This is a genomic window from Vreelandella sp. EE27 (genome assembly GCF_968206495.1).
On record NZ_OZ309109.1, the window covers coordinates 1,988,199 to 2,008,419 of the forward strand.

The following is a 20,221-nucleotide window of genomic DNA, read 5'->3' on the forward strand; positions in this document are numbered from 1 at the left end:
GTGCCGGAAGGTCCGGAAATCCGCCGCGCGGCGGACCGTATCGAAAAGCAGATAGGCGGCCGGGTAGTGGAAGAGGCCTGGTTCGCCTTTGACGAGCTCCAGGCCCAGGCAGGCTCGCTGGTAGATGTGAGCATCGACGCCGTCGAGACCCGGGGCAAGGCCATGCTGATTCGCTTTGCCAATGGTCGGGTGCTTTATTCGCACAATCAGCTGTACGGCGTCTGGAAGCTTCACGCCGCCCACCAACCACCTCAAACCAGGCGCTCGCTGCGCGTACGTTTGATCGCCGAGGGAAGGGCGGCGAGCCTTTATAGCGCGTCGAGTATCGCGCTGCTCGAGCAAGACCGTCTCGACGAACACCCCTTTTTGGCACGCCTGGGCCCGGATCTGCTAAGTCAGAACGTATCCACCGCCGGGGTGGTCGAGCGGCTGGACGATACCCGGTTTTATCGCAGAAGCCTGGGGGCGCTGCTGCTCGACCAGTCCCTGGTGGCGGGGCTTGGTAACTACCTGCGCTCGGAGATCCTGTTCTTTGCCGGGCTCAACCCCAAAACCCGGCCGGTGGATCTAACCGCTGACGCGCGCAAGACGCTGGCGCAGATCATCATCGATACCACCTGGCAAGCCTACCGCCAGGCCGGGGTCACCAACCGCGATGCCTGGATCGAACAGGCCAAAGCGGCCGGCGAAACACGGCGGCAGTGGCGTTTTAGTGTATTCGAGCGCGCCGGGCTCTCTTGCCACCGCTGTGGCGAGGTCATCGAGCGGCAGATGGTCGGCTCGCGTAGGCTTTACTGGTGCCCGCACTGCCAGCCGGTTTCATGAATCCAAATTTATACCGTTATCTTATTTGTTAAGCTAAAAGAATTGCCTCTGGAGTAATGTTGTCAGCAAGCAGAGCTGCCGTGAATTATTCGATCGGGTATACTGCGCTTCGCCTAGACGGCTAACGGGATACCAAAATCCTTTAGAAATAGCCGCTTGAATCGACCTATCAGGAGCCCGTTGTTCATGACCGTGATCAAACAGGACGACGTTATTCAAAGCGTCGCCGATGCCCTCCAGTACATCTCCTATTATCATCCGAAAGACTTTATCGACGCCATGGCGGCCGCCCACGAGCGTGAAGAGAACCCGGCCGCGAAGGATGCCATCGCCCAGATTCTGATCAATTCACGCATGTGTGCGACCGGACATCGGCCGATTTGTCAGGATACCGGCATCGTAACCGTGTTCGTTCACGTCGGCATGAACGTGACCTGGCAGGCGGACATGAGCCTGGATGATATGGTCAATGAAGGCGTTCGCCGGGCCTATCTTCTGCCGGATAACGTGCTGCGCGCCTCGGTGCTGGCCGACCCGGACGGCAAGCGCCAGAACACCAAGGACAACACACCCGCGATCATTCACCACAAGATCGTTCCCGGCGATAAGGTCGATATCCACGTAGCGGCGAAGGGCGGCGGTAGCGAAGCGAAATCCAAGTTCGCCATGCTGAATCCTTCGGACAGCGTCGCCGATTGGGTGCTCGAGCAGTTGCCCAAAATGGGCGCCGGCTGGTGCCCGCCGGGGATGCTTGGCATCGGGATTGGCGGTACGGCGGAAAAAGCCATGGAGATCGCCAAGGAAGCGCTGCTCGATCCCATCGATATTCAGGAGTTGCAGGCGCGCGGGGCAAGCAACCGCGCCGAAGAGCTACGCCTGGAGCTTTTCGACAAGGTCAATAAAACCGGAATCGGCGCCCAGGGCCTGGGCGGTTTGACCACGGTGCTCGATATCAAGGTCAAGGATTACCCGACCCACGCGGCCAACAAGCCAGTGGCGATCATTCCCAACTGCGCGGCCACACGTCACGCCCATTTCACCCTCGACGGCTCGGGCCCGGTGGCCTTGAAGGCACCCAAGCTCGAGGACTGGCCCGAGATCACCCGCGAAGTAGGCGACAACGTCAAGCGGGTCAATCTCGACACCGTTACCGCCGAGGAGGTCAAAACCTGGCAGCCCGGCGATACGCTACTGCTCAACGGCAAGCTTCTGACCGGCCGGGACGCGGCGCATAAGCGTATGACCGACATGATCGCCAAAGGCGAGCCGCTGCCGGTGGATATGAAAGGGCGCTTTATCTATTACGTCGGCCCGGTAGATCCGATCGGCGACGAAGTCGTGGGCCCGGCTGGCCCGACCACCGCGACACGCATGGACAAGTTCACCCGCACGATGCTCGAAGAGACCGGGCTTCTAGGCATGGTGGGTAAGGCCGAGCGTGGCCAGGCGGCGATCGAGGCGATTCGGGACAACCAGGCGGTTTATTTAATGGCGGTGGGGGGCTCGGCTTACCTGGTCGCACAGGCGATCAAGAAATCCCGCGTGGTAGGCTTCGAAGATCTGGGGATGGAAGCCATCTACGAGTTCGAGGTAGAAGATATGCCGGTCACGGTGGCGGTCGACACGCAAGGCACCTCGGTTCATCAGACCGGCCCGGCTAAATGGAAAGCAATTATTGCCGAAACCGCGTAAACTGGCGGAAGCAAATTACCCGTCAGTCAAAAACGAAAGCCCCGTCTCGCGGGGCTTTCGCATATAGGGAATCGTTCAAGGAACTGAGTGTATGGCAGGGAGCGTTTGATGACTTCATGGCTTATCGGTACGGGGATTATGCTCATCCACCTGTTGGGCATGGTCTCCGCCGTCATGGCGCTCATGTCGAGTCGAACCTCGCAAGGTGCCGTCGCCTGGATAATGTCGCTTCTAACGTTTCCTTACGTGGCGCTGCCGGCCTACTGGTTTTTTGGCCGCCCGCGGTTTTATGGCTACGTAACGGCTCGTGGCGCCAAGGACAATGTCCTAAGGCGCGTGCTGCGCCGCTACCGTAATAACATGAAGCCGCATATCTCGCTTCCCGCCACCCCGGATATTCAAGCGGTGGAACAGCTGGCCATGATGCCGCTGACCAAGGGCAACCACGCCGAGCTATTGATCGATGGTGACGCCACCTTCGAGAGTCTGTTCCAGGGAATCGACGACGCTAACGACTACTTACTGCTGCAATTTTTTATCGTTCGCGATGATCGGCTCGGTCAAAAACTCAAAGAGCATCTGTTAGACGCGGTAGGCCGGGGCGTGCGTATCTACTTTCTTTACGACGAGCTTGGCAGCCGTAAATTGCGCGACGGCTACTTCAAGGAGCTGGCAAGTGAAGGCGTAGAAGTAAGCCCCTTTGGCTCCTCACGCGGGTTCAAGCATCGTTTTCAGCTCAATTTCCGCAATCACCGTAAGATCATGGTCGTCGATGGCAAAAAAGGCTGGGTAGGGGGCTTCAACGTCGGCGTGGAGTATCTAGGGGAGCACCCGCGGCATGGCCCCTGGCGGGACACTCACCTGATGCTTCAAGGCCCCGGCGTACTGGGTCTGCAGGAAGCGTTTTGGGAGGACTGGCACTGGGCGACCGGTGAAGTCATCACACTGAACTGGCACGCCGAAAACCACGCGCAGATGGACCATCAGGTGGTCATCGTGCCCTCGGGCCCGGCGGACAAGCACGATACGGCCAGCCTTTTGATCCAGCAGCTCATTCATAGCGCCAACGACCGGCTATGGGTGACAAGCCCTTATTTCGTGCCGGACCAGGGCGTACAGGATGCGCTGCGTTTAGCGGCCATGCGGGGCGTCGATGTACGCGTCATGATCCCCGAGCGGCCAGACCATCTGCTGGTATTTCTTTCGGCGTTCTCCTTTTTACCGGACATGCTGCGAGCAGGTGTTAAAATATACCGTTATCTTCCTGGGTTCTTACACCAAAAAGTCATGCTAATCGACGATGAGGCGGCCACGGTCGGCACGATCAATCTGGATAACCGTTCTTTTCGGCTTAATTTCGAGATTACCGCCTACGTACCGTCGTCAAGCTTCGCCGCAAGCGTCACCGATATGCTCGAGGAGGATTTTTCCAATTGCCGGCGGGTTACCATCGACGAAATCAATAATCGGCCGCTTTGGAAGAAAGTCGTTTCCCGCGCTGCCTATTTAACCGCGCCCATTCAGTAGCTTTAGCGTAGACGCCGACACAAGGAGTTTCGGATGAATCTGGAAACCAAATGGCTCGAGGATTTCGTCGCCCTGGCCAATACGCGAAGCTTTTCGGCCTCGGCGCGACAGCGCCACGTCACCCAGCCCGCTTTTAGCCGCCGCATTCGCGCCCTCGAGCAGGCGCTGGATACGACGCTGGTGGACCGCTCGACCACGCCCATTGGATTGACCGCCGAAGGGCAGCTTTTTCTAGTGACCGCGCGCAACCTGGTAGAACAACTCAATGAGTCCATTAGCCACTTACACGGGCTTTCCATCGCCAACGAGGCATTGGACATCGTCGCGGCGCACTCGCTTGCGCTCAGCTTTTATCCGCCCTGGATCTCGCGGCTGCAAAAAGGGGTAGGCGAGCTGCCTACCCGATTGATGGCGATGAACGTGGGCGAGGCGATCCACGTACTGCGCGAGGGCAACTGCGACCTGATGCTCGGTTATTACGACCCCTTCGCCACCATGCAGCTCGATACCAAGGTGTTTCCCTCATTTTCCATCGGCAATGTCAAAATGCTGCCGGTGTCGCTTGCCGATAGCAACGGGCAGCCGCTCTTTACCCTCGACCAGCAAGAGCCGGTCCCGTTTTTGGCTTATAGTCAGGGTGCTTTTTTGGGTCGCAGCGTGCATATGGTGCTCAAAAACGACCCGCTGCGCATGAACCTGCGCACGGTTTACGAAACCGCCATGGCCGAAGGGCTAAAAGGGATGGTGCTCCAGGGGGTCGGCGTTGCCTGGATTCCGGACTTCTGCATTCGCGAGGAGCTCAAGAGCAAACGCCTGGTGCGCGCCGGCGACGAAAGCCTCGATATCCCGCTGGAAATTCGCCTTTACCGCTGCTCGCTGGTCCATAAACCCGGTGTCGAGCGGCTTTGGCGGCAGATGATGAAACTCCCGAGGGATTTCCTTCAAGCGTGATCATTTGAAAACGGCTTCACTATAAAGTGCTTGTGAAAAAGGCACGTACTGCGAAGAAAGCGCGCCAGGCAATAGTTAGGTATGCTGTTATTATTAAAAAGCATCACACAAGTGCGCGCTATAAAGCGCATGACATAAAGTATTTCGCAAGGGAATCAATATGCTAAAACGTACGCTACTGTTCTGGTGGAAAGTAGTGCAGGACGCCATTGCTCTCTGGCTCGAGCGCAACGCTTTTAGCTACGCAGGCTCGCTTGCGTTCTATACGCTTTTCTCATTGGCACCGACGATCATTATCGCCGTCACGGTCATTGGTATCGTGCTGGGCGAAGATGCCGCCCAGGGCCAAATCGTCGCCCAGTTGCAGGGCACACTTGGGGTCGATGCCGCATCCGCCATCGAACAAGCCGTCGCCCAGTCGCGTATCGAAGAGTCGGGGCTTCTTCCCACGCTTTTGGGCTTTGGCGCGCTACTGGTCGGCGCAACCACCGTGTTTGCGCAGATGCAGTTCTCGCTGAACACCATCTGGGACGTTACTGCCAAACCTACCTCCAACAGCGCCTTCATCTTTATCAAGACCCGCCTTTTATCGCTGACCGTGGTGCTGTCGATCGGCTTCATTTTACTGGTGTCTCTGGTGCTGGGGGTAGTGATTCGCGGGATGCTGCAAGCGGCCAATTATCTCATGCCGTTCATGAGCTTTTTCACCACTACGCTCGAATCCTTGCTTTCGCTTGCCATGGTCACGCTGTTGTTCGCGACCATCTTCAAGGTGTTGCCGGATGTCGTGCTACGCTGGAGGGACGTATTGATTGGCGGGCTGGTGACGGCGGTACTCTTTACTATCGGGCGCAACCTGATTGCCGTTTATCTGGCCTACACGGCGACGGCATCGACCTACGGCGCGGCAGGTTCGGTCGTCATGGTACTTTTATGGGTCTATTACAGCTCGCTTATTCTACTGTTTGGCGCTGCGTTTACCCGCTCGCTATTGGCCCGCCGCGGGCGGCCGATCATCCCGCGTAATAGCGCGGTTCGCGTCAAGCATGAGTTCATCAAAGAGCAGGACGACGTTTAAAAAGGGGAGGCCATCGTGGTAACGAAAAACGTTCGCGCTTGGGTAAGCGGCAAGGTACAAGGCGTTCACTACCGTTCGAGTACTCAGCAACAGGCCCGTACCAAAGGGGTAACGGGCTACGCTAAAAACCTGCCCGATGGCCGGGTCGAAGTACTCATGTGCGGCGACGCCGAGGCGGTCACCGCCCTTGGCGAGTGGCTCTGGCAGGGGCCTGCGAACGCACACGTCACCGAGGTCACCTTCGAAGAGGTCAGCGGCGTGCGCTTGCCCGAAGGTTTTACGACCGCTTAAGCGCTTGCTTTGAAGCGTTCGATATTCTCGGCGGTCAGCTTGACGATGTTCTGGCGGGCCTCCGGGGTAACCCAGGCGTTATGGGGGGTCACGATCAGGTTGAGCGCCTCGTCGCTTGCCAGCGCGTCCAGCAAGGCATGGCCACTGCGCGGCGGCTCTTCGGGCAGTACATCGACGCCAAGCCCGCCAATTTGGCCTTCGCGCAGGGCCTTTAACGCAGCGTTCTCGTCGATAATGCCGCCTCGGGCGCAGTTAACCAGCAAAAGCGACGGCTTGGCGTTTTCCAGCCGCTCTTTATTGATCAGGTGCTCCGTTTGCTCGTTGAGCGGGCAGTGCAGGCTGATGACATCGGCGCGGGGCATAAGCTCGTCGAGGCTCGGGCGCTCGTCGTCGGCCTCGCCACTTGGGCGTGCGGCGAACGTCACGTTCATACCAAACGCTTTCGCCAGCCGCGCCACTTCCGAGCCAAGCTCGCCCTGGCCGACCATGACGAGCTCCTTGCCGGCAAGCTGTAGCGTCGGGTAGTCCTGCAGGCAGAAAAACGCGCTCTGCTGCCAGGCGCCTTGGGCGACATCCTGCTGGTAGCGGGGCAGGCGAGCCGCCAGTGTCAATATCAACATCAACGTATGCTGAGACACGCTGGCCGTGCCGTAGGCGGACACGTTTTTCACGGCAATACCGTTGGCCTTGGCCGCGTCCATGTCGATATTGTTAAGGCCGGTCGCCATGACGCAAATAAGCTTGAGCGAGGGCAGCGACTCCAAAAGCTGACGGTCGAGTTTGACCTTGTTGACCAGCACGATCTCGGCGTCTTTCAGGCGCTCCTGGGCCTGCTCCGGGGTGGTTTGGTCGTAGATATCCAGCGTCGAGACGCAGTCACGAATCGCGGTGAAATCGATATGGGGGCCCATGCTTTGTGCATCGAGTATTACCGCGTTGGCCATTTTATTCTCTCCATGTAAACCGAGGGGTGCCAGGCCTTGCCCGGCAGGGGGCACAAAAGGGTATAATGGGCGGCTTTACCAACCGCTGTCTTGGAATTTATTACGACAGGCCACATATTGCCAGGGCCCAAAGTCGTTAGGGTTATCAATGTCCTGTCTACGCTGAGCTTTTCAGGAGCTATCAACATGCCCATCTATGAATACGAGTGCAAGGCCTGCGGTCATCGCATGGAAAAACTACAGAAGATCAGTGCCGACCCGTTGAAGCACTGCCCGGCCTGTCAGCGCGACGATCTTAATCGTCTGGTGTCGGCGGCCGGTTTCCGCTTGGCCGGCGGCGGATGGTATGAAACCGATTTCAAAACCGGTGGCAAGAAAAACCTGGCAGCGGACAACCAGCCCGCCGCAAAGGGTAAAGCCGAAAGCGCTTCGTCTACACCCACCGGTGGCTCTTCCAAAAGCAAGGGTGATGCGGCGTAGCCGCGCCGGTGAAGGCCAGACCCGCGATACCTTTATTGTCACGTAACAGAACAGGATGAAACATGCGCAGCCATTATTGCGGCCAGCTTAACGAAACTCTGGTAGATCAAACGGTCACCGTCTGTGGGTGGGTGCATCGTCGCCGTGACCACGGCGGGGTCATTTTCCTCGATATGCGCGATCGCGACGGCATCGCCCAGTTCGTAGTCGACCCGGATACCGCTGAAGCGTTCGCCAATGCCGACCGTGCCCGTAATGAGTACGTGCTGCGTATTACCGGCCGCGTTCGGCTGCGCCCGGAAGGCACGCAAAACCCGAACATGCCCACCGGCATGATCGAGATTCTGGCGAAAGACGTCGAGGTGCTCAACACCGCTGCCACGCCGCCTTTCCAGCTCGACGAGCACGGCAAGGTCGGCGAAGAAGTGCGCCTCAAGCACCGCTACATCGACCTGCGCCGCCCGGACATGATCGAGAAACTGCGTCTGCGCTCGCGTATCTCGCATACCGTTCGCGCCTATCTGGAAAACGAAGGTTTTCTGGATATCGAGACGCCGATCCTGACCCGCGCAACGCCGGAAGGCGCCCGCGACTATCTGGTGCCTAGCCGCACCCACGCCGGCAGCTTCTTCGCGTTGCCGCAGTCGCCTCAGCTTTTCAAGCAGCTTTTGATGGTGGCGGGTTTCGATCGTTACTACCAGATCGCCAAGTGCTTCCGCGACGAAGACCTTCGCGCCGACCGTCAGCCCGAGTTCACCCAGATCGATATCGAGGCCTCCTTCGTCGAGGAGAACGATATCATGGGCATTACCGAGTCGATGATTCAAAAGCTCTTCAAGGAAGTACTCTCCGTCGAGCTGCCGGAATTCCCGCGCATGAGCTGGCAGGAAGCGATGGACCGGTTCGGCTCGGACAAACCCGATCTGCGTATCCCGCTCGAGCTGACCGATGTCGACGACCTGATGAGCCAGGTCGACTTCAAGGTCTTCTCCGGACCGGCCAGCGCCGATGACGGCCGCGTGGCCGCGCTGAAAGTATCCGGCGGCGCCAAGCTTTCGCGTAAAGAAATCGATGAGTACACCAAATTCGTCGGTATTTACGGCGCAAAAGGCTTGGCCTGGATCAAGGTCAACGAGCGCGCCAAGGGGCTGGAAGGTCTTCAGTCGCCCATCGTCAAGTTCATGGAGAACGTGGTCGAAGAGCTTCTGGACCGGGTAGGGGCCGAGGATGGCGATATCATCTTCTTCGGCGCGGACAAGACCAACATCGTCAACGAGGCGATCGGCGCGCTGCGCGTGAAGCTCGGTGCCGATCTAGACCTTTACACCCAATCCTGGGCGCCGCTTTGGGTCGTCGACTTCCCGATGTTCGAAGCCGACGATAACGGTCGTCTGAGCCCGCTTCACCACCCGTTCACGGCGCCATCCTGCTCGCCGGAAGAGCTCAAGGCCGACCCGGCCAGCGCGCTTTCCCGCGCCTACGACATGGTGCTCAACGGCACCGAGCTCGGCGGCGGTTCGATCCGTATCCACGACCAGACCATGCAGCGCAGCGTGTTCGAGATTCTGGGTATCGGTGAAGAGGAAGCTCAGGAGAAGTTCGGCTTCTTGCTCGACGCGCTCCAGTACGGCGCGCCGCCCCACGGCGGCCTGGCCTTCGGCCTCGATCGTCTGGTGATGCTGATGGCCGATGCGAAAACCATCCGCGAAGTGATCGCCTTTCCGAAAACTCAGAGCGCGGCGTGCTTGATGACCGACGCCCCGGGCGAGGTGAGCCCCGATCAGCTCAAGGACCTCAACATCCGCCTGCGCCAGAAAGCGAAGCCCGAGACCACCACCGGCGAGTAATCCGGTAAAGGTTTCAATGCTACGTTAAGGTAGGCTCAAGCACCGGCGCTCGCGTCGGTGTTTTTGTTTCCAGGCACCGTGCTCCAAGGGAAGTAGGTCAGGAAAAGTACGTCTGGAAATAGTACGTTAGAAAAAGTCCGTCAGGAGAAAGCACATGGACGAACGGCCCAAAGGCCCGCCTAGGCGCATCCTGGGGATCGACCCGGGCTCGCGGATTACCGGGTACGGCGTGATCGAACTGGTCAACGCCAAGCCGCACTACGTGGCCAGCGGCTGTATCCGAACCGCTGACGGGGCACTCGAGCAGCGCCTGGCGCAAATTTACGCCGGGCTTGCCGAGGTAGTGGGTCTTCACCGGCCAACCGAGGTTTCGGTGGAGCGTGTCTTCATGGCGAAAAACCCGGATTCCGCCCTGAAACTTAGCCAGGCCCGCGGCGCGGCGTTGGTGTGCATGGCCAACCACGGGCTCGAAATCGCCGAGTACGCCGCCCGCCAAATCAAACAGGCGGTGACCGGCCAGGGCGGGGCGGATAAAGCCCAGGTCCAGCATATGGTCACCGCCATTTTGAATCTTTCGGCCACCCCCCAGGCCGACGCCGCGGATGCGCTGGCCATTGCGCTCAGCCACGCCTACGCAGGCCAGGGGCTAAAGGCTTTGCCCGCCCGGGGGGCAAGCCGGCGCTCGAGCGGGCGTTGGCGACTTTAACGGCGCACAGCGCTTACAGCGCTTAAGGTCGTCGCGCCACCACTGGTCATCTGTACAGAGTCGTCATATAGTAACCCTGTGTAGAGTAACCGTCTGTTTAGTCACTCGCTTTTTTATGTAACCCAAGTTTGATCGGTAACGAGGTAGCCCATGATTGGTCGTTTAAACGGCGCACTGCTGGAAAAACATCCACCCTGGGTGGTCATCGACGTGCACGGCGTTGGCTACGAGTTGGAAGCTTCAATGACAACCCTTGTGGCGCTTCCCGCCCCAGGCGAGACCGTAACGCTCTATACCCACCTGACCATTCGCGACGACGCGCATCTTCTTTACGGCTTCGCCCGGGCCCAGGAGCGTGCGCTCTTTCGGGCGCTGATCAAGGTCAACGGCGTAGGCCCCAAGCTCGCCCTGGCGATTCTCTCGGGCATGGACGAAGACGCCTTCATGCGCTGTGTGCGCGACGACGACAGTAAAGCGCTCACCAAACTGCCCGGCGTGGGCAAGAAAACCGCCGAGCGGCTGATCATCGAAATGCGCGACCGCTTCCCGGAATGGGAGCAGGGCCAGCACGCCCCGCTTGCCCTGGAAGGCGCCAACGGCGAGCCCGCGCCGCGCAACAACCTGGCCGATGCCGAAGCGGCGCTGACAAGCCTTGGCTACAAGCTGACCGAAGCCGCTAAAATGCTGGCCGATATCGACCCCCATCAGCCCACGGAAGCGCTCATAAAAGCAGCCCTTACCCGGCGCATGGGAGGCTGAATGACAAATTATCGGGTTTTGAACGCAGGCGCTAACGAGTATTTATGCTAGAACACGACCGGCTCATTGCCGCCGCCCCCGAGCAGGGCGAAGTGCGCATCGACCACGCCATTCGCCCCAAAAAACTCCAGGACTATATTGGCCAGCCCCGGGTACGCGAACAGCTGGAGATTTTTATCGGCGCCGCGCGGCTTCGCGAGGAGAGCCTGGACCACACCCTGGTCTTTGGCCCGCCAGGCCTTGGTAAAACCACGCTGGCCAATATCATTGCCACCGAGATGGGCGTCGGGCTCAAGTCTACCTCGGGCCCGGTACTCGAGCGCGCCGGCGACCTGGCCGCCATGCTCACCAATCTCGAGCCCGGTGATGTGCTGTTCATCGACGAAATCCACCGGCTTTCGCCGGTCGTCGAGGAAGTTCTTTATCCCGCCATGGAAGATTTCCAGCTCGATATCATGATTGGCGAAGGGCCGGCGGCGCGTTCGATCAAGCTGGATTTGCCGCGTTTTACGCTGGTCGGGGCGACCACGCGCGCCGGGCTTTTGACCTCGCCGCTGCGCGACCGCTTCGGTATCGTGCAGCGTTTGGAGTTTTATAACCTGGAAGAGCTGACCGAGATCGTGACCCGCTCGGCCAGGCTTTTGGACGTCGAAACCGACCACGAAGGCGCGATCGAGATCGCTCGGCGCTCCCGGGGCACGCCGCGTATCGCCAATCGACTTTTACGCCGCGTGCGCGACTACGCCGACATCAAGGGTAACGGCGTCGTTAACGCCGCGTTGGCCGACGCCGCGCTCAATATGCTAAACGTGGACCATCACGGTCTGGACCATATGGACCGGCGGCTATTGCTGGCGATGATCGACAAGTTCGACGGCGGCCCGGTCGGGGTGGATTCGCTTTCCGCGGCGATCGGTGAAGAGCGCGATACCATCGAGGACGTCATCGAGCCCTACCTGATTCAGCAGGGGCTCATGATGCGCACGCCGCGTGGGCGCGTGGTGACCCGCCAGGCCTGGCGACACTTCGACCGCGTTCCCCACGAGCAGAGTATCGATGTGGAAGGGGAGCGCCGCCCGTGAGCTCAACGTTTCGTATGCCGGTGCGTGTCTATATCGAAGACACCGACGCCGGCGGCATCGTCTACTACGTTAACTACTTGAAGTTCATGGAGCGCGCCCGCAGCGAATGGCTAAGAGAATTGGGGCTTGGCCAGCAAACGCTGCTGGACGAAGGCACGCAGCTAGTGGTATACCGCTTGGCTTGTCACTATAGCAAACCGGCCAGACTCGACGACGCGCTAAGCGTAGACGCAACGGTCGACAGTATGGGCCGCTGCCGGATGGTGTTCGAGCAACGCGTATGGCGAAACGAGGAACTCTTGTGCCGCGCCACAGTCGAGATAGCCTGCTTGAACGGCGAAACGCTGCGGCCCAAAGCGTGGCCCAGCGAGCTTCGCGCCCAACTCGACGCGTAAGCGGGCCGGGCAGCACTACCTAACGGGTTTCTGGATCCATTCTACAGACCATAACGGCGCGTTTGCGCTAACAGACTGATGAGGGCGACTGTGAACGATAACACCATGTCCATACCCCACCTGATAATGAGTGCCAGCACCGTCGTGCAGCTGGTCATGCTGCTGCTTGTAGTGGGGTCGATCCTCTCATGGGTGGTGATTTTTCAGCGCAGTATCGCTATACGCCGAGCCAAGCGGGAGTACAGCGAGTTCGAAGAGTCGTTTTGGTCCGGTGTCGATCTCAACGAACTCTACCGCGACATTCCCGCCGACGAGCCGGGGCATGGCGCCGAGCATATCTTTCATTCCGGCTTTCGCGAATTCAACCGTTTGCTTCCCAAGACCCGTAACGCCGATACCATTCTCGAAGGCGTACAGCGCAGCATGCGCGTGGCCTGGTCCCGGGAAGAAGACCGCCTGACCCAACATCTGACCTTTTTGGCCACCGTGGCCTCGGCAAGCCCCTATATCGGCCTGTTCGGTACGGTCTGGGGCATCATGGGCTCGTTTCAGTCGCTCTCCATGTCGCAGCAGGCAACCCTTGCCACCGTCGCGCCCTGGATCGCCGAAGCGCTGATCGCCACGGCCATGGGCCTGTTCGCTGCCATCCCCGCGGTTATTTTCTACAACCGTCTCTCCAATGACGTTGGCCGGCTACTAGGTAAGTACGAAGACTTTGCCGAAGAGTTCCACGCCATTTTGCATCGCAATCTGCAAGGTCGCGATAGCAGCAAGAGCGCCGGCTAAGGGAGTCCACCATGAACGGACCATTTCATCGCGGCGGTAATAAAAAACCGATGGGGGAGATCAACGTCGTCCCCTTCATCGATGTCATGCTCGTGCTGCTGGTGATCTTCATGATCACCGCTCCCATGCTGACTCAAGGAGTCGAGGTCGACCTGCCCCAGGTAAGCTCCGAACCGCTGGAGAACCAGGACGAGTCGGACCCCATCATTATCTCGGTCAATAGCGAAGGCAGCTATTTCATTACCCTGGGTGAGGACACCACGGCGGTGTCGCTTGATCAGATGTCCGAGCGCGTCGTCGCGATACTCCAGCGTGTACCCAATACGCCGGTCATGGTGCGGGGCGACCGTAACGTACAGTACGGCCAGATCGTGGTGCTGATGAGTACGCTTCAGCGCGCCGGCGTTGCCAACGTAGGGCTACTTTCCGAGCCGCCCCAGGAGGCGCAAGGGTAACGCTTATGGCCCATGACGCTTTTCGTGACCGACAGGACGTCGGCTATACCTTGCCCGCGATACTGGCGATTGCGGTTCACCTCGCGATCCTGGCGTTTAGCTTGATCAGCCTGCCGAGCAGCACCGAGGAGCCGGACACTACCTCGATCGTGCAGGCAACCTTCGTCAGCACCGAGACCTTTACCGACCAGGCGCAGCAGGCGGTCGAACAGCAGGCGGCATTAGAGAGTGCCAGCGCCCCGGAGGCGACCGAACCACCGCCTGAGCCGGAACCCGAGCCCGAACCCGCGCCGCAAGAGAGCAACGCCGAAGCCGAGGCGGAAGCGCAAGCCGCTGCCGAGGCTGAAGCCCAGGCGGCTGCAGACCGCGCTCGTGCGCTCGAAGAAGCCGAAGCCGAAGCGGCGCGCCGGGAACAGCAGGCCGAAGAACAGGCTCAGGCGCAGGCAGCTCAAGCCCAGGCACGCGAAGAAGAAGCCCAGCGCCTGGCCGAAGAGCGCGCCGCCGAGGAGCAAGCCCGAGAAGAAGCCGAAGCCGAGCAGCAACGCCTGCGCGAAGAGCAGGCTCGCCAGGAACGCGAGGCAGAAGCGGAAGCCGAACGCGAAGAAGCCGCACGTCGCGAGGCGGAGGCCGAAGCAGAGGCCGAAGCAGAGGCAGAGGCAGAGGCAGAGGCCCAAGCTGAAGCCGAACGCCAGCGTGAGGAAGAGGCGCGTCGCGAAGCCGAGGCCGAAGCACAAGCTGAGCGCGAAGCCCAGGCAGAACGTGAGCGCGAAGAAGCGGCGCAACGCGAACGCGAAGCCCAAGCCGAGCGTGAGGCACAGGCCCAACGTGAACGGGAAGCAGAGGCCCAGCGTCAGCGCGAAGCCGAAGCTCAGGCAGAGGCCGAAGCCGCCATGCAGCGCCAGTTGGAAGGCGAAGCGGCGGCCGCGGCCAATGCGCAACAAGCCCAGCAGGCAGCCAATAACTTTAGCAACCTCGTGCAGCGTGCCGTCGAGCAGGCCTGGATCATTCCCGGCGGCGCCGGCGACAACCTGCGTGCCACCATAAGCGTGCGTTTGGGGCCGTCAGGGGAGGTGTTAATGGCTAACATAGTTACGTCGAGCGGCAACAGCGCTTTTGATCAGTCGGCCATTCAAGCGGTCGAGCAAGCAGCGCCGTTTCGCGAGCTGCTGCAACTAACCCCGGAACAGCAGCGCATGATTCGATCACAACCGATGAACTTTAACTTCACACCAGGAGGGGTACGTTGATGCAGACATTGAGCAAAGTGTGGCTATTTTGTGTTCTGCTGCTGATCAGCAGCGTCGCAAGTGCCAACCTTACCATCGAAATAACCCGGGGCAGCGACCAGGCCCTCCCCATCGGCGTAGTGCCTTTCGAGGGTGGCGAGGGGTTTCCTGAAGACGTTGCGCAAATCGTTCAGGATGACCTGGAGCGTAGCGGCATGTTCGCGCCGCTCGAGCGCAGCGCCATGTTCGAACGGCCAAGTCAGGCAAGCGATGTGCAGTTCGGCACCTGGCGCTCGCTGGATACCCGCTACCTGGTCGTCGGGCGCGCTCAGCAGTCCGGCAGCGGCTACCAGATCCAGTTCGAGCTGATGGACATTAGCGGCCAGTCGCGCATGATTGGCGAAACCGTCAACGTCGATAGCAACGACCTGCGCGGTGGCGCGCACTACATCAGCGACCAGATTTTTGAAGCGATCACCGATATTCGCGGCGCGTTTTCGACCAAAATTGCCTACGTCACCGCCCAGGGCTTGGGCGACAACATGCAATTCGGACTTTACGTGGCTGACTCTGACGGGCGCCGCAGCCAGCAGGTGCTGACCTCTGATCAGCCGATCATGTCACCGGCCTGGTCGCCGGATGGCACTAAACTGGCCTACGTTTCCTTTGAAACGGAACGCCCGGCGATTTATATTCAAAGTGTGTCCTCCGGGCAGCGGGTTCAGGCAACCTCGTTCGAAGGTATCAACGGTGCACCGGCCTGGTCGCCGGACGGCCGCCGTCTGGCGATGTCGCTTTCCAAGGATGGCCAGCCGGATATCTACGTGCTCGATATCGGCAGTCGTTCGCTCGACCGTGTGACCCAGAGCAATAGCATCGATACTGAACCGGCCTGGTCGCCGGATGGCCGTAACCTGATTTTCACTTCGGATCGCAGCGGCGGCCCGCAGATTTATCAGATGCCGGCCAGTGGCGGCAGCGCCGACCGCGTGACCTACACCGGCAACTACAACGCCCGCGCGCGCTACTCACCCGACGGTGACCAAATCTTTTTGATTCACCGCTCGGACCGTGGGTATCAGGTAGCGCGTCAGGAATTGGATGGTGGCCGTTTGGTCGTATTGAGCGAATCAACGCGGGATGAATCTCCTAGTGTTGCGCCGAACGGGACCATGGTAATCTTCGCTACCCAACAGGGTGGAAGTGGCTTTTTGAGTGCCGTTTCGGCGGATGGCCGCTCGTCATTCAGACTGCCGGCAGCACAGGGTGAAGTACGCGATCCCGCGTGGTCTCCCTTTTTAAATTAAAGTTGAACAACAGAAATAGTTGAACAACACAAAATTCTGTTTTCAGGCAAGGAGTCTGATTATGCAACTTAAGCCATTGGCTCGCTCTCTAGCAGTCGCTTTCTCCATTCTGGCGGTTGCTGGCTGTTCCAGCACCGGCGGCACCCAGGACGGTGACGCTTACGGAAGCCAAAGTGGCAGCACCACGGGTACGGGCACCGGTTCTGGCACGGGCACCAGCGGTACCGGTCAGTACGGTTCGACCAGCGGCTCGGGTACCGGCCAGCAGGCCGATTCACGTATCCCCGAAGTGCGCACCATCTACTTCGATTACGACCGCGATACGATCAAAAGCGAGTACGAATCCGTGGTAATGGGCCATGCGCGCTACCTGCAGTCCAACCCGAACGCGCGCGTTACGCTTCAGGGCCATACCGATGAGCGCGGCACGCGGGAATACAACATGGCACTGGGTGAGCGCCGTGCTCGCGCGGTACAGCGTTTTCTGAACATTCAGGGCGTTTCGCCGTCTCAGATGAGCGTTGTGAGCTACGGTGAAGAGCGTCCGGCGGCCAGCGGCCAGGGCGACAGCGCCTACTCACAAAACCGTCGCGTTGTATTTAGCTACTAGACGTACCGGCGCGCCACGGCGCGCCTGCGTTTTCGGAGTCAACATGAATCACAGTCTCAAACGCTTTTTTGAGAGGCTGTGCGGTGCGGGAGCCATTGCGCTCCCGCTGTCCGTATTGCCCCTTACGGCGCTTGCCCAACAGCCCCTGGTTCAGGATATTTCTTCGGGCTCCAACGGCTTCTATCAGCAAACCCAGCGCCAGGAAGCTTCCGGCGGTAACCTGGTGTTGTTCAACCAGGTCGAGGAGCACCAGCAGGAAATCCAGCAGCTGCGCGGCCAGGTCGAAGAGCTTAGGCATCAGCTGGAGCAGCTGCGTCGGCAGTCGCAGCAGCAGTATATCGATATCGAAGACCGCTTGATGAACCTGCAAACGAGCGCACCGGCGCAGGCCTCCGCGCCAGCCCCGGCGCCCGCCGAGCAGGCCGCGCCGCAAGTAGAACCCGAAGCCGCGGAGGCGGTGGTCAACGCCCCCTCCAGCAACGTAAGCGAAGACGCCCAGGCCGACTATCAGGCGGCCTTCGCCCACGTTCAGGCGCGCCGCTTTAACGAAGCGATCGACGCGTTCAACGCCTTCGTCGATGCCCATCCGGATACCAGCCTGACGGCCAACGGCTACTACTGGCTTGGCGAACTCTACGCCGCCGAAAACGAACTCGGCGCCTCGGATGAAGCCTTTAGTCGTGTTATCGAAGACTTCGACAACAGTAACAAAGTGCCGGACGCGCTTTATAAGCTGGGTCTGGTCAAGGCCCGCCAGGGCGAGCCCGAGCGCAGCCGCGAGCTACTAGAGCAGGTGCGCGACGACTTTCCGCAAAGCAGCGCCGCCGGGCTTGCCAACGACTTTCTCCGCCAGTCCGCCGGATAATACTCACCTCGAGGTTATGCATGACCTGCAAGATCGACTATCAGCCCCAGCCTGAACTCTTAAAGGACCGGGTCATTTTGGTCACCGGTGCCGGCGATGGGATCGGCCGGGTCGCGGCGTTGAGCTACGCCCAGCACGGCGCCACCGTTATTCTGCTGGGCCGCACGCTCGAGAAGCTCGAACGCGTGTACGATGAAATCGAGGCGCAGGGCAGCCCCCAGCCGGCGATTTTTCCGCTCAATATCGAGGGCGCAACCCTCGAAGATTTCGACGATATGGCCAGGCGGTTGGATAAAGAGTTTGGTCGGCTGGACGGCGTTTTACACAACGCCGGGCTTCTGGGAACGATTACGCCTTTCGAAGAGTACGATCCCGAGCTTTGGGAACAGGTGATGCAGGTCAACATCAATGGCCCCATCTGGATGACCCAGGCACTCTTGCCGCTGCTGGATAGCGCCGAGGATGCCTCGCTGATTTTCACGTCCTCTAGCGTGGGCCGTAAAGGCCGGGCGCAGTGGGGCGCTTATAGCGTTTCCAAGTTTGCCACGGAAGGCTTCATGGAGCTTTTGGCCGACGAGTTCCAGGAGCGCGCGCACCTGCGCGTCAATACGTTAAACCCGGGCGCCACGCGCACCGCGATGCGTGAAGGCGCCTACCCCCAGGAAGACCCCACTACGCTGCGTACGCCGGAACAGATCATGCCCACCTACCTTTGGCTGATGGGCCCGGACAGCCGCGGCGTCACGGGGCAAAAAATCGACGCGCAGCCGCCCCGGGCTTAAACCCCGAAAGGGTTCGTTCTCTGCCTGCTAGAACGTGAGAAGGCGCTCGACCAGCGCCTCGCAGGTCTCGAACCAGACATCGGCGGGCCAGGTGCGATAGTCGTCCTGCTCGCTGATATACCCATACCCCACCGCAATGGCCGTCATGCCCGCCGCTTTCGCCGCCTCGATATCGCGGCGATGATCGCCCACGTACCAGCACTCTCCTGGGGCGATATTCAGGCGCCGCGCGGCCTCCCAAAGCGGCTCGGGCTCGGGCTTTTTGACACTCAAGTCGTCGGCGCACAAAAGCGCACCCGGCTCCAGCGCCAGCGCCTCGAGTAGCGGCAGCGTGTAGCGGCGCGGCTTATTGGTCACGATCCCCCAGAGTCTTTCGTTGGCGTGCCAGTCGATCAGCCACCGATCCAGCGGGCTAAAGACCTGGCTATGCACCGCTACCGCCTGCTCGTAGGCATCCAGCAGGTACTGGCGGGCGCTGGCGTGGCCGTCGGCATTGGCTTCAAGACCAATGGCCAGCGTCACCAGAGCGCTGCCGCCGTTGGAGACTTCCCGGCGGATCTGATCGAAGGGCAGGGGCGCCAGGCCGTGGTACTGCCTTAACGCGTTGGTCGCGTTCGCCAAATCCGGGGCGGTATCGACCAGCGTGCCGTCGAGATCAAACAGCACCGCCTTGGGTGCAGGAAGCTCACGCGTGGCGCTAGCGGCGGGCGCATCAAGGGTCGAATACGCCATTTATTGGCTCACTTTGCGGCAGTACATCATGTAGTTGACCGAGACGTCCTGGGCTACCAGCTTGTAGCGGCGGGTAAGCGGATTGTAGGTCAGTCCGGTTTGCTCACGCACCTCGAGTCCCGCCTCACGCGCCCAGCCGGCCATTTCAGAAGGGCGAATGAATTTAGCGTAGTCGTGGGTGCCCCGGGGCAAAAGATTCAGTACGTACTCCGCGCCCACAATCGCAAACGCGTAGGCTTTGGGCGTGCGGTTGATCGTCGAAAAGAAAACGTAACCGCCCGGGCGCACCAGCTTGCAGCATGCACGAATGACCGAGGCCGGGTCCGGGACGTGCTCGAGCATTTCCATGCAGGTGACCACATCGAAGGTGCCCGGCGACTCCTCGGCCAGGCTTTCAACGCTTATATTGCGATAGTCGAGCTCGACGTTATGGTGCTCGGCATGGACCCGGGCAACGCCCAGCGGCGCCTCGCCCAGGTCGATGCCGGTCACCTGAGCGCCGCGGCGCGCCATGGACTCGCTCAAGATGCCGCCGCCGCAGCCCACATCCAGCACGGTTTTACCCGCAAGCCCGGCGCGGGCGTCGATGAAATCCAGGCGCAGCGGGTTGATCTCGTGCAGCGGCTTGAACTCGCCCTGGTCGTCCCACCACTGGCTGGCAAGTGCTTCAAATTTCGCCACTTCCGCTTGATCGACGTTACCTTTATAGCGATCAGCAGTGCTATCCTGAGAGGTCGCTTGCATGGGGTCACTTCCTTATCGTGTCAGCGCGAGATTTACCGGGCCGCCTAACGGCCAGATCGTTCCAGCGGGTTAGATTAGGCAACAAGGTGGCATCCACCCCCGGGTTTTGTATTATTACATTCTAACCACTCCAGGAG

Annotated in this window: 22 protein-coding genes; 19 read left to right on the plus strand and 3 right to left on the minus strand. The window is 60.1% G+C overall.

Features of this window, described 5'->3' with window-relative positions:
- The 6 genes from nei to ACWHVV_RS09575 all read left to right on the plus strand — a co-directional run bounded on the left by nei (window position 1) and on the right by ACWHVV_RS09575 (window position 6,364).
- Window positions 1-825: an endonuclease VIII gene (gene nei, locus ACWHVV_RS09550; protein WP_447926043.1), complete on the plus strand. Its 825-nt coding sequence runs from the start codon at window positions 1-3 to the stop codon at window positions 823-825.
- A 186-nt stretch (window positions 826-1,011) separates the two neighbouring features.
- On the plus strand, window positions 1,012-2,517 hold the full coding sequence (locus ACWHVV_RS09555) for a fumarate hydratase (RefSeq protein WP_447926044.1): 1,506 nt from the start codon (window positions 1,012-1,014) through the stop codon (window positions 2,515-2,517).
- Window positions 2,518-2,625: 108 nt separating this feature from the next.
- On the plus strand, window positions 2,626-4,044 hold the full coding sequence (gene cls, locus ACWHVV_RS09560) for a cardiolipin synthase (RefSeq protein WP_447926045.1): 1,419 nt from the start codon (window positions 2,626-2,628) through the stop codon (window positions 4,042-4,044).
- Between the two features lie 33 nt (window positions 4,045-4,077).
- A complete protein-coding gene (locus ACWHVV_RS09565; RefSeq protein ID WP_447926046.1) occupies window positions 4,078-4,995 on the plus strand; it encodes a LysR substrate-binding domain-containing protein in 918 nt (305 codons plus the stop codon).
- Window positions 4,996-5,155: 160 nt separating this feature from the next.
- Window positions 5,156-6,073, plus strand: a complete 918-nt coding sequence (locus ACWHVV_RS09570; RefSeq protein WP_447926047.1) for a YihY/virulence factor BrkB family protein — start codon at window positions 5,156-5,158, stop codon at window positions 6,071-6,073.
- Between the two features lie 15 nt (window positions 6,074-6,088).
- A complete protein-coding gene (locus ACWHVV_RS09575; RefSeq protein ID WP_447926048.1) occupies window positions 6,089-6,364 on the plus strand; it encodes an acylphosphatase in 276 nt (91 codons plus the stop codon).
- Here the strand turns inward: ACWHVV_RS09575 and ACWHVV_RS09580 are convergent.
- Complete coding sequence (locus ACWHVV_RS09580) at window positions 6,361-7,308, minus strand: D-2-hydroxyacid dehydrogenase (protein ID WP_447926049.1); 948 nt, start codon at window positions 7,306-7,308, stop codon at window positions 6,361-6,363. The two genes, ACWHVV_RS09575 and ACWHVV_RS09580, sit on opposite strands and share 4 nt — an antisense overlap.
- A 186-nt stretch (window positions 7,309-7,494) precedes the next feature.
- Between ACWHVV_RS09580 and ACWHVV_RS09585 the strand changes: the two genes are divergently transcribed.
- The 13 genes from ACWHVV_RS09585 (at window position 7,495) to ACWHVV_RS09645 (ending at window position 18,608) form a co-directional block, all read left to right on the plus strand.
- Window positions 7,495-7,788, plus strand: a complete 294-nt coding sequence (locus ACWHVV_RS09585) for an FmdB family zinc ribbon protein (RefSeq protein ID WP_447926050.1) — start codon at window positions 7,495-7,497, stop codon at window positions 7,786-7,788.
- A gap of 62 nt (window positions 7,789-7,850) precedes the next feature.
- Entirely contained in the window at window positions 7,851-9,635 is a 1,785-nt protein-coding gene (gene aspS / locus ACWHVV_RS09590) for an aspartate--tRNA ligase (RefSeq protein ID WP_447926051.1), read from the plus strand.
- 154 nt (window positions 9,636-9,789) lie between these two features.
- Complete coding sequence (gene ruvC, locus ACWHVV_RS09595) at window positions 9,790-10,341, plus strand: crossover junction endodeoxyribonuclease RuvC (protein WP_447926052.1); 552 nt, start codon at window positions 9,790-9,792, stop codon at window positions 10,339-10,341.
- 150 nt (window positions 10,342-10,491) lie between these two features.
- Window positions 10,492-11,100 carry a Holliday junction branch migration protein RuvA gene (gene ruvA, locus ACWHVV_RS09600; protein ID WP_447528845.1) on the plus strand — a complete coding sequence of 203 codons (609 nt, stop codon included), beginning with the start codon at window positions 10,492-10,494 and terminating at the stop codon, window positions 11,098-11,100.
- 44 nt (window positions 11,101-11,144) lie between these two features.
- Window positions 11,145-12,182 carry a Holliday junction branch migration DNA helicase RuvB gene (gene ruvB / locus ACWHVV_RS09605; protein WP_447926053.1) on the plus strand — a complete coding sequence of 346 codons (1,038 nt, stop codon included), beginning with the start codon at window positions 11,145-11,147 and terminating at the stop codon, window positions 12,180-12,182.
- A gap of 14 nt (window positions 12,183-12,196) precedes the next feature.
- Window positions 12,197-12,577, plus strand: coding sequence for a tol-pal system-associated acyl-CoA thioesterase (gene ybgC, locus ACWHVV_RS09610; RefSeq protein ID WP_447896159.1), 381 nt, complete (start codon window positions 12,197-12,199; stop codon window positions 12,575-12,577).
- A 105-nt stretch (window positions 12,578-12,682) separates the two neighbouring features.
- On the plus strand, window positions 12,683-13,363 hold the full coding sequence (gene tolQ / locus ACWHVV_RS09615) for a protein TolQ (protein WP_447926054.1): 681 nt from the start codon (window positions 12,683-12,685) through the stop codon (window positions 13,361-13,363).
- Between the two features lie 11 nt (window positions 13,364-13,374).
- Window positions 13,375-13,818: a protein TolR gene (gene tolR / locus ACWHVV_RS09620; RefSeq protein ID WP_447926055.1), complete on the plus strand. Its 444-nt coding sequence runs from the start codon at window positions 13,375-13,377 to the stop codon at window positions 13,816-13,818.
- A gap of 5 nt (window positions 13,819-13,823) precedes the next feature.
- A complete protein-coding gene (gene tolA, locus ACWHVV_RS09625) occupies window positions 13,824-15,065 on the plus strand; it encodes a cell envelope integrity protein TolA (RefSeq protein WP_447926056.1) in 1,242 nt (413 codons plus the stop codon).
- Window positions 15,065-16,351, plus strand: coding sequence for a Tol-Pal system beta propeller repeat protein TolB (tolB, locus tag ACWHVV_RS09630; RefSeq protein ID WP_447926057.1), 1,287 nt, complete (start codon window positions 15,065-15,067; stop codon window positions 16,349-16,351). The genes tolA and tolB overlap by 1 nt, the downstream gene beginning before the upstream one ends.
- Before the next feature lie 61 nt (window positions 16,352-16,412).
- Window positions 16,413-16,961, plus strand: coding sequence for a peptidoglycan-associated lipoprotein Pal (gene pal / locus ACWHVV_RS09635; RefSeq protein ID WP_447896128.1), 549 nt, complete (start codon window positions 16,413-16,415; stop codon window positions 16,959-16,961).
- Window positions 16,962-17,004: 43 nt separating this feature from the next.
- Window positions 17,005-17,826: a tol-pal system protein YbgF gene (gene ybgF / locus ACWHVV_RS09640; protein WP_447926058.1), complete on the plus strand. Its 822-nt coding sequence runs from the start codon at window positions 17,005-17,007 to the stop codon at window positions 17,824-17,826.
- A gap of 20 nt (window positions 17,827-17,846) precedes the next feature.
- Entirely contained in the window at window positions 17,847-18,608 is a 762-nt protein-coding gene (locus tag ACWHVV_RS09645) for a YciK family oxidoreductase (RefSeq protein WP_447926059.1), read from the plus strand.
- Between the two features lie 27 nt (window positions 18,609-18,635).
- Here ACWHVV_RS09645 and ACWHVV_RS09650 read toward each other — a convergent pair whose 3' ends face one another.
- Window positions 18,636-19,340, minus strand: coding sequence for an HAD-IA family hydrolase (locus ACWHVV_RS09650; protein ID WP_447926060.1), 705 nt, complete (start codon window positions 19,338-19,340; stop codon window positions 18,636-18,638).
- Window positions 19,341-20,084 carry a bifunctional 2-polyprenyl-6-hydroxyphenol methylase/3-demethylubiquinol 3-O-methyltransferase UbiG gene (gene ubiG, locus ACWHVV_RS09655; RefSeq protein ID WP_447926061.1) on the minus strand — a complete coding sequence of 248 codons (744 nt, stop codon included), beginning with the start codon at window positions 20,082-20,084 and terminating at the stop codon, window positions 19,341-19,343.
- Window positions 20,085-20,221: the final 137 nt, after the last annotated feature.

Excerpts from the sequence above, each read along its gene's own strand:
- ACWHVV_RS09565 (WP_447926046.1), top strand. The coding sequence starts at position 4,078 with ATGAATCTGGAAACCAAATGGCTCGAGGATTTCGTCGCCCTGGCCAAT.
- ACWHVV_RS09580 (WP_447926049.1), bottom strand. The coding sequence starts at position 7,308 with ATGGCCAACGCGGTAATACTCGATGCACAAAGCATGGGCCCCCATATC.
- ubiG (WP_447926061.1), bottom strand. The coding sequence starts at position 20,084 with ATGCAAGCGACCTCTCAGGATAGCACTGCTGATCGCTATAAAGGTAAC.
- tolR (WP_447926055.1), top strand. The coding sequence starts at position 13,375 with ATGAACGGACCATTTCATCGCGGCGGTAATAAAAAACCGATGGGGGAG.
- ruvC (WP_447926052.1), top strand. The coding sequence starts at position 9,790 with ATGGACGAACGGCCCAAAGGCCCGCCTAGGCGCATCCTGGGGATCGAC.
- ACWHVV_RS09650 (WP_447926060.1), bottom strand. The coding sequence starts at position 19,340 with ATGGCGTATTCGACCCTTGATGCGCCCGCCGCTAGCGCCACGCGTGAG.
- tolQ (WP_447926054.1), top strand. The coding sequence starts at position 12,683 with ATGTCCATACCCCACCTGATAATGAGTGCCAGCACCGTCGTGCAGCTG.
- ruvA (WP_447528845.1), top strand. The coding sequence starts at position 10,492 with ATGATTGGTCGTTTAAACGGCGCACTGCTGGAAAAACATCCACCCTGG.
- tolA (WP_447926056.1), top strand. The coding sequence starts at position 13,824 with ATGGCCCATGACGCTTTTCGTGACCGACAGGACGTCGGCTATACCTTG.
- ACWHVV_RS09555 (WP_447926044.1), top strand. The coding sequence starts at position 1,012 with ATGACCGTGATCAAACAGGACGACGTTATTCAAAGCGTCGCCGATGCC.
- tolB (WP_447926057.1), top strand. The coding sequence starts at position 15,065 with ATGCAGACATTGAGCAAAGTGTGGCTATTTTGTGTTCTGCTGCTGATC.
- pal (WP_447896128.1), top strand. The coding sequence starts at position 16,413 with ATGCAACTTAAGCCATTGGCTCGCTCTCTAGCAGTCGCTTTCTCCATT.
- ruvB (WP_447926053.1), top strand. The coding sequence starts at position 11,145 with ATGCTAGAACACGACCGGCTCATTGCCGCCGCCCCCGAGCAGGGCGAA.
- ACWHVV_RS09570 (WP_447926047.1), top strand. The coding sequence starts at position 5,156 with ATGCTAAAACGTACGCTACTGTTCTGGTGGAAAGTAGTGCAGGACGCC.
- ybgF (WP_447926058.1), top strand. The coding sequence starts at position 17,005 with ATGAATCACAGTCTCAAACGCTTTTTTGAGAGGCTGTGCGGTGCGGGA.
- ACWHVV_RS09585 (WP_447926050.1), top strand. The coding sequence starts at position 7,495 with ATGCCCATCTATGAATACGAGTGCAAGGCCTGCGGTCATCGCATGGAA.
- aspS (WP_447926051.1), top strand. The coding sequence starts at position 7,851 with ATGCGCAGCCATTATTGCGGCCAGCTTAACGAAACTCTGGTAGATCAA.
- ACWHVV_RS09645 (WP_447926059.1), top strand. The coding sequence starts at position 17,847 with ATGACCTGCAAGATCGACTATCAGCCCCAGCCTGAACTCTTAAAGGAC.
- ybgC (WP_447896159.1), top strand. The coding sequence starts at position 12,197 with ATGCCGGTGCGTGTCTATATCGAAGACACCGACGCCGGCGGCATCGTC.
- cls (WP_447926045.1), top strand. The coding sequence starts at position 2,626 with ATGACTTCATGGCTTATCGGTACGGGGATTATGCTCATCCACCTGTTG.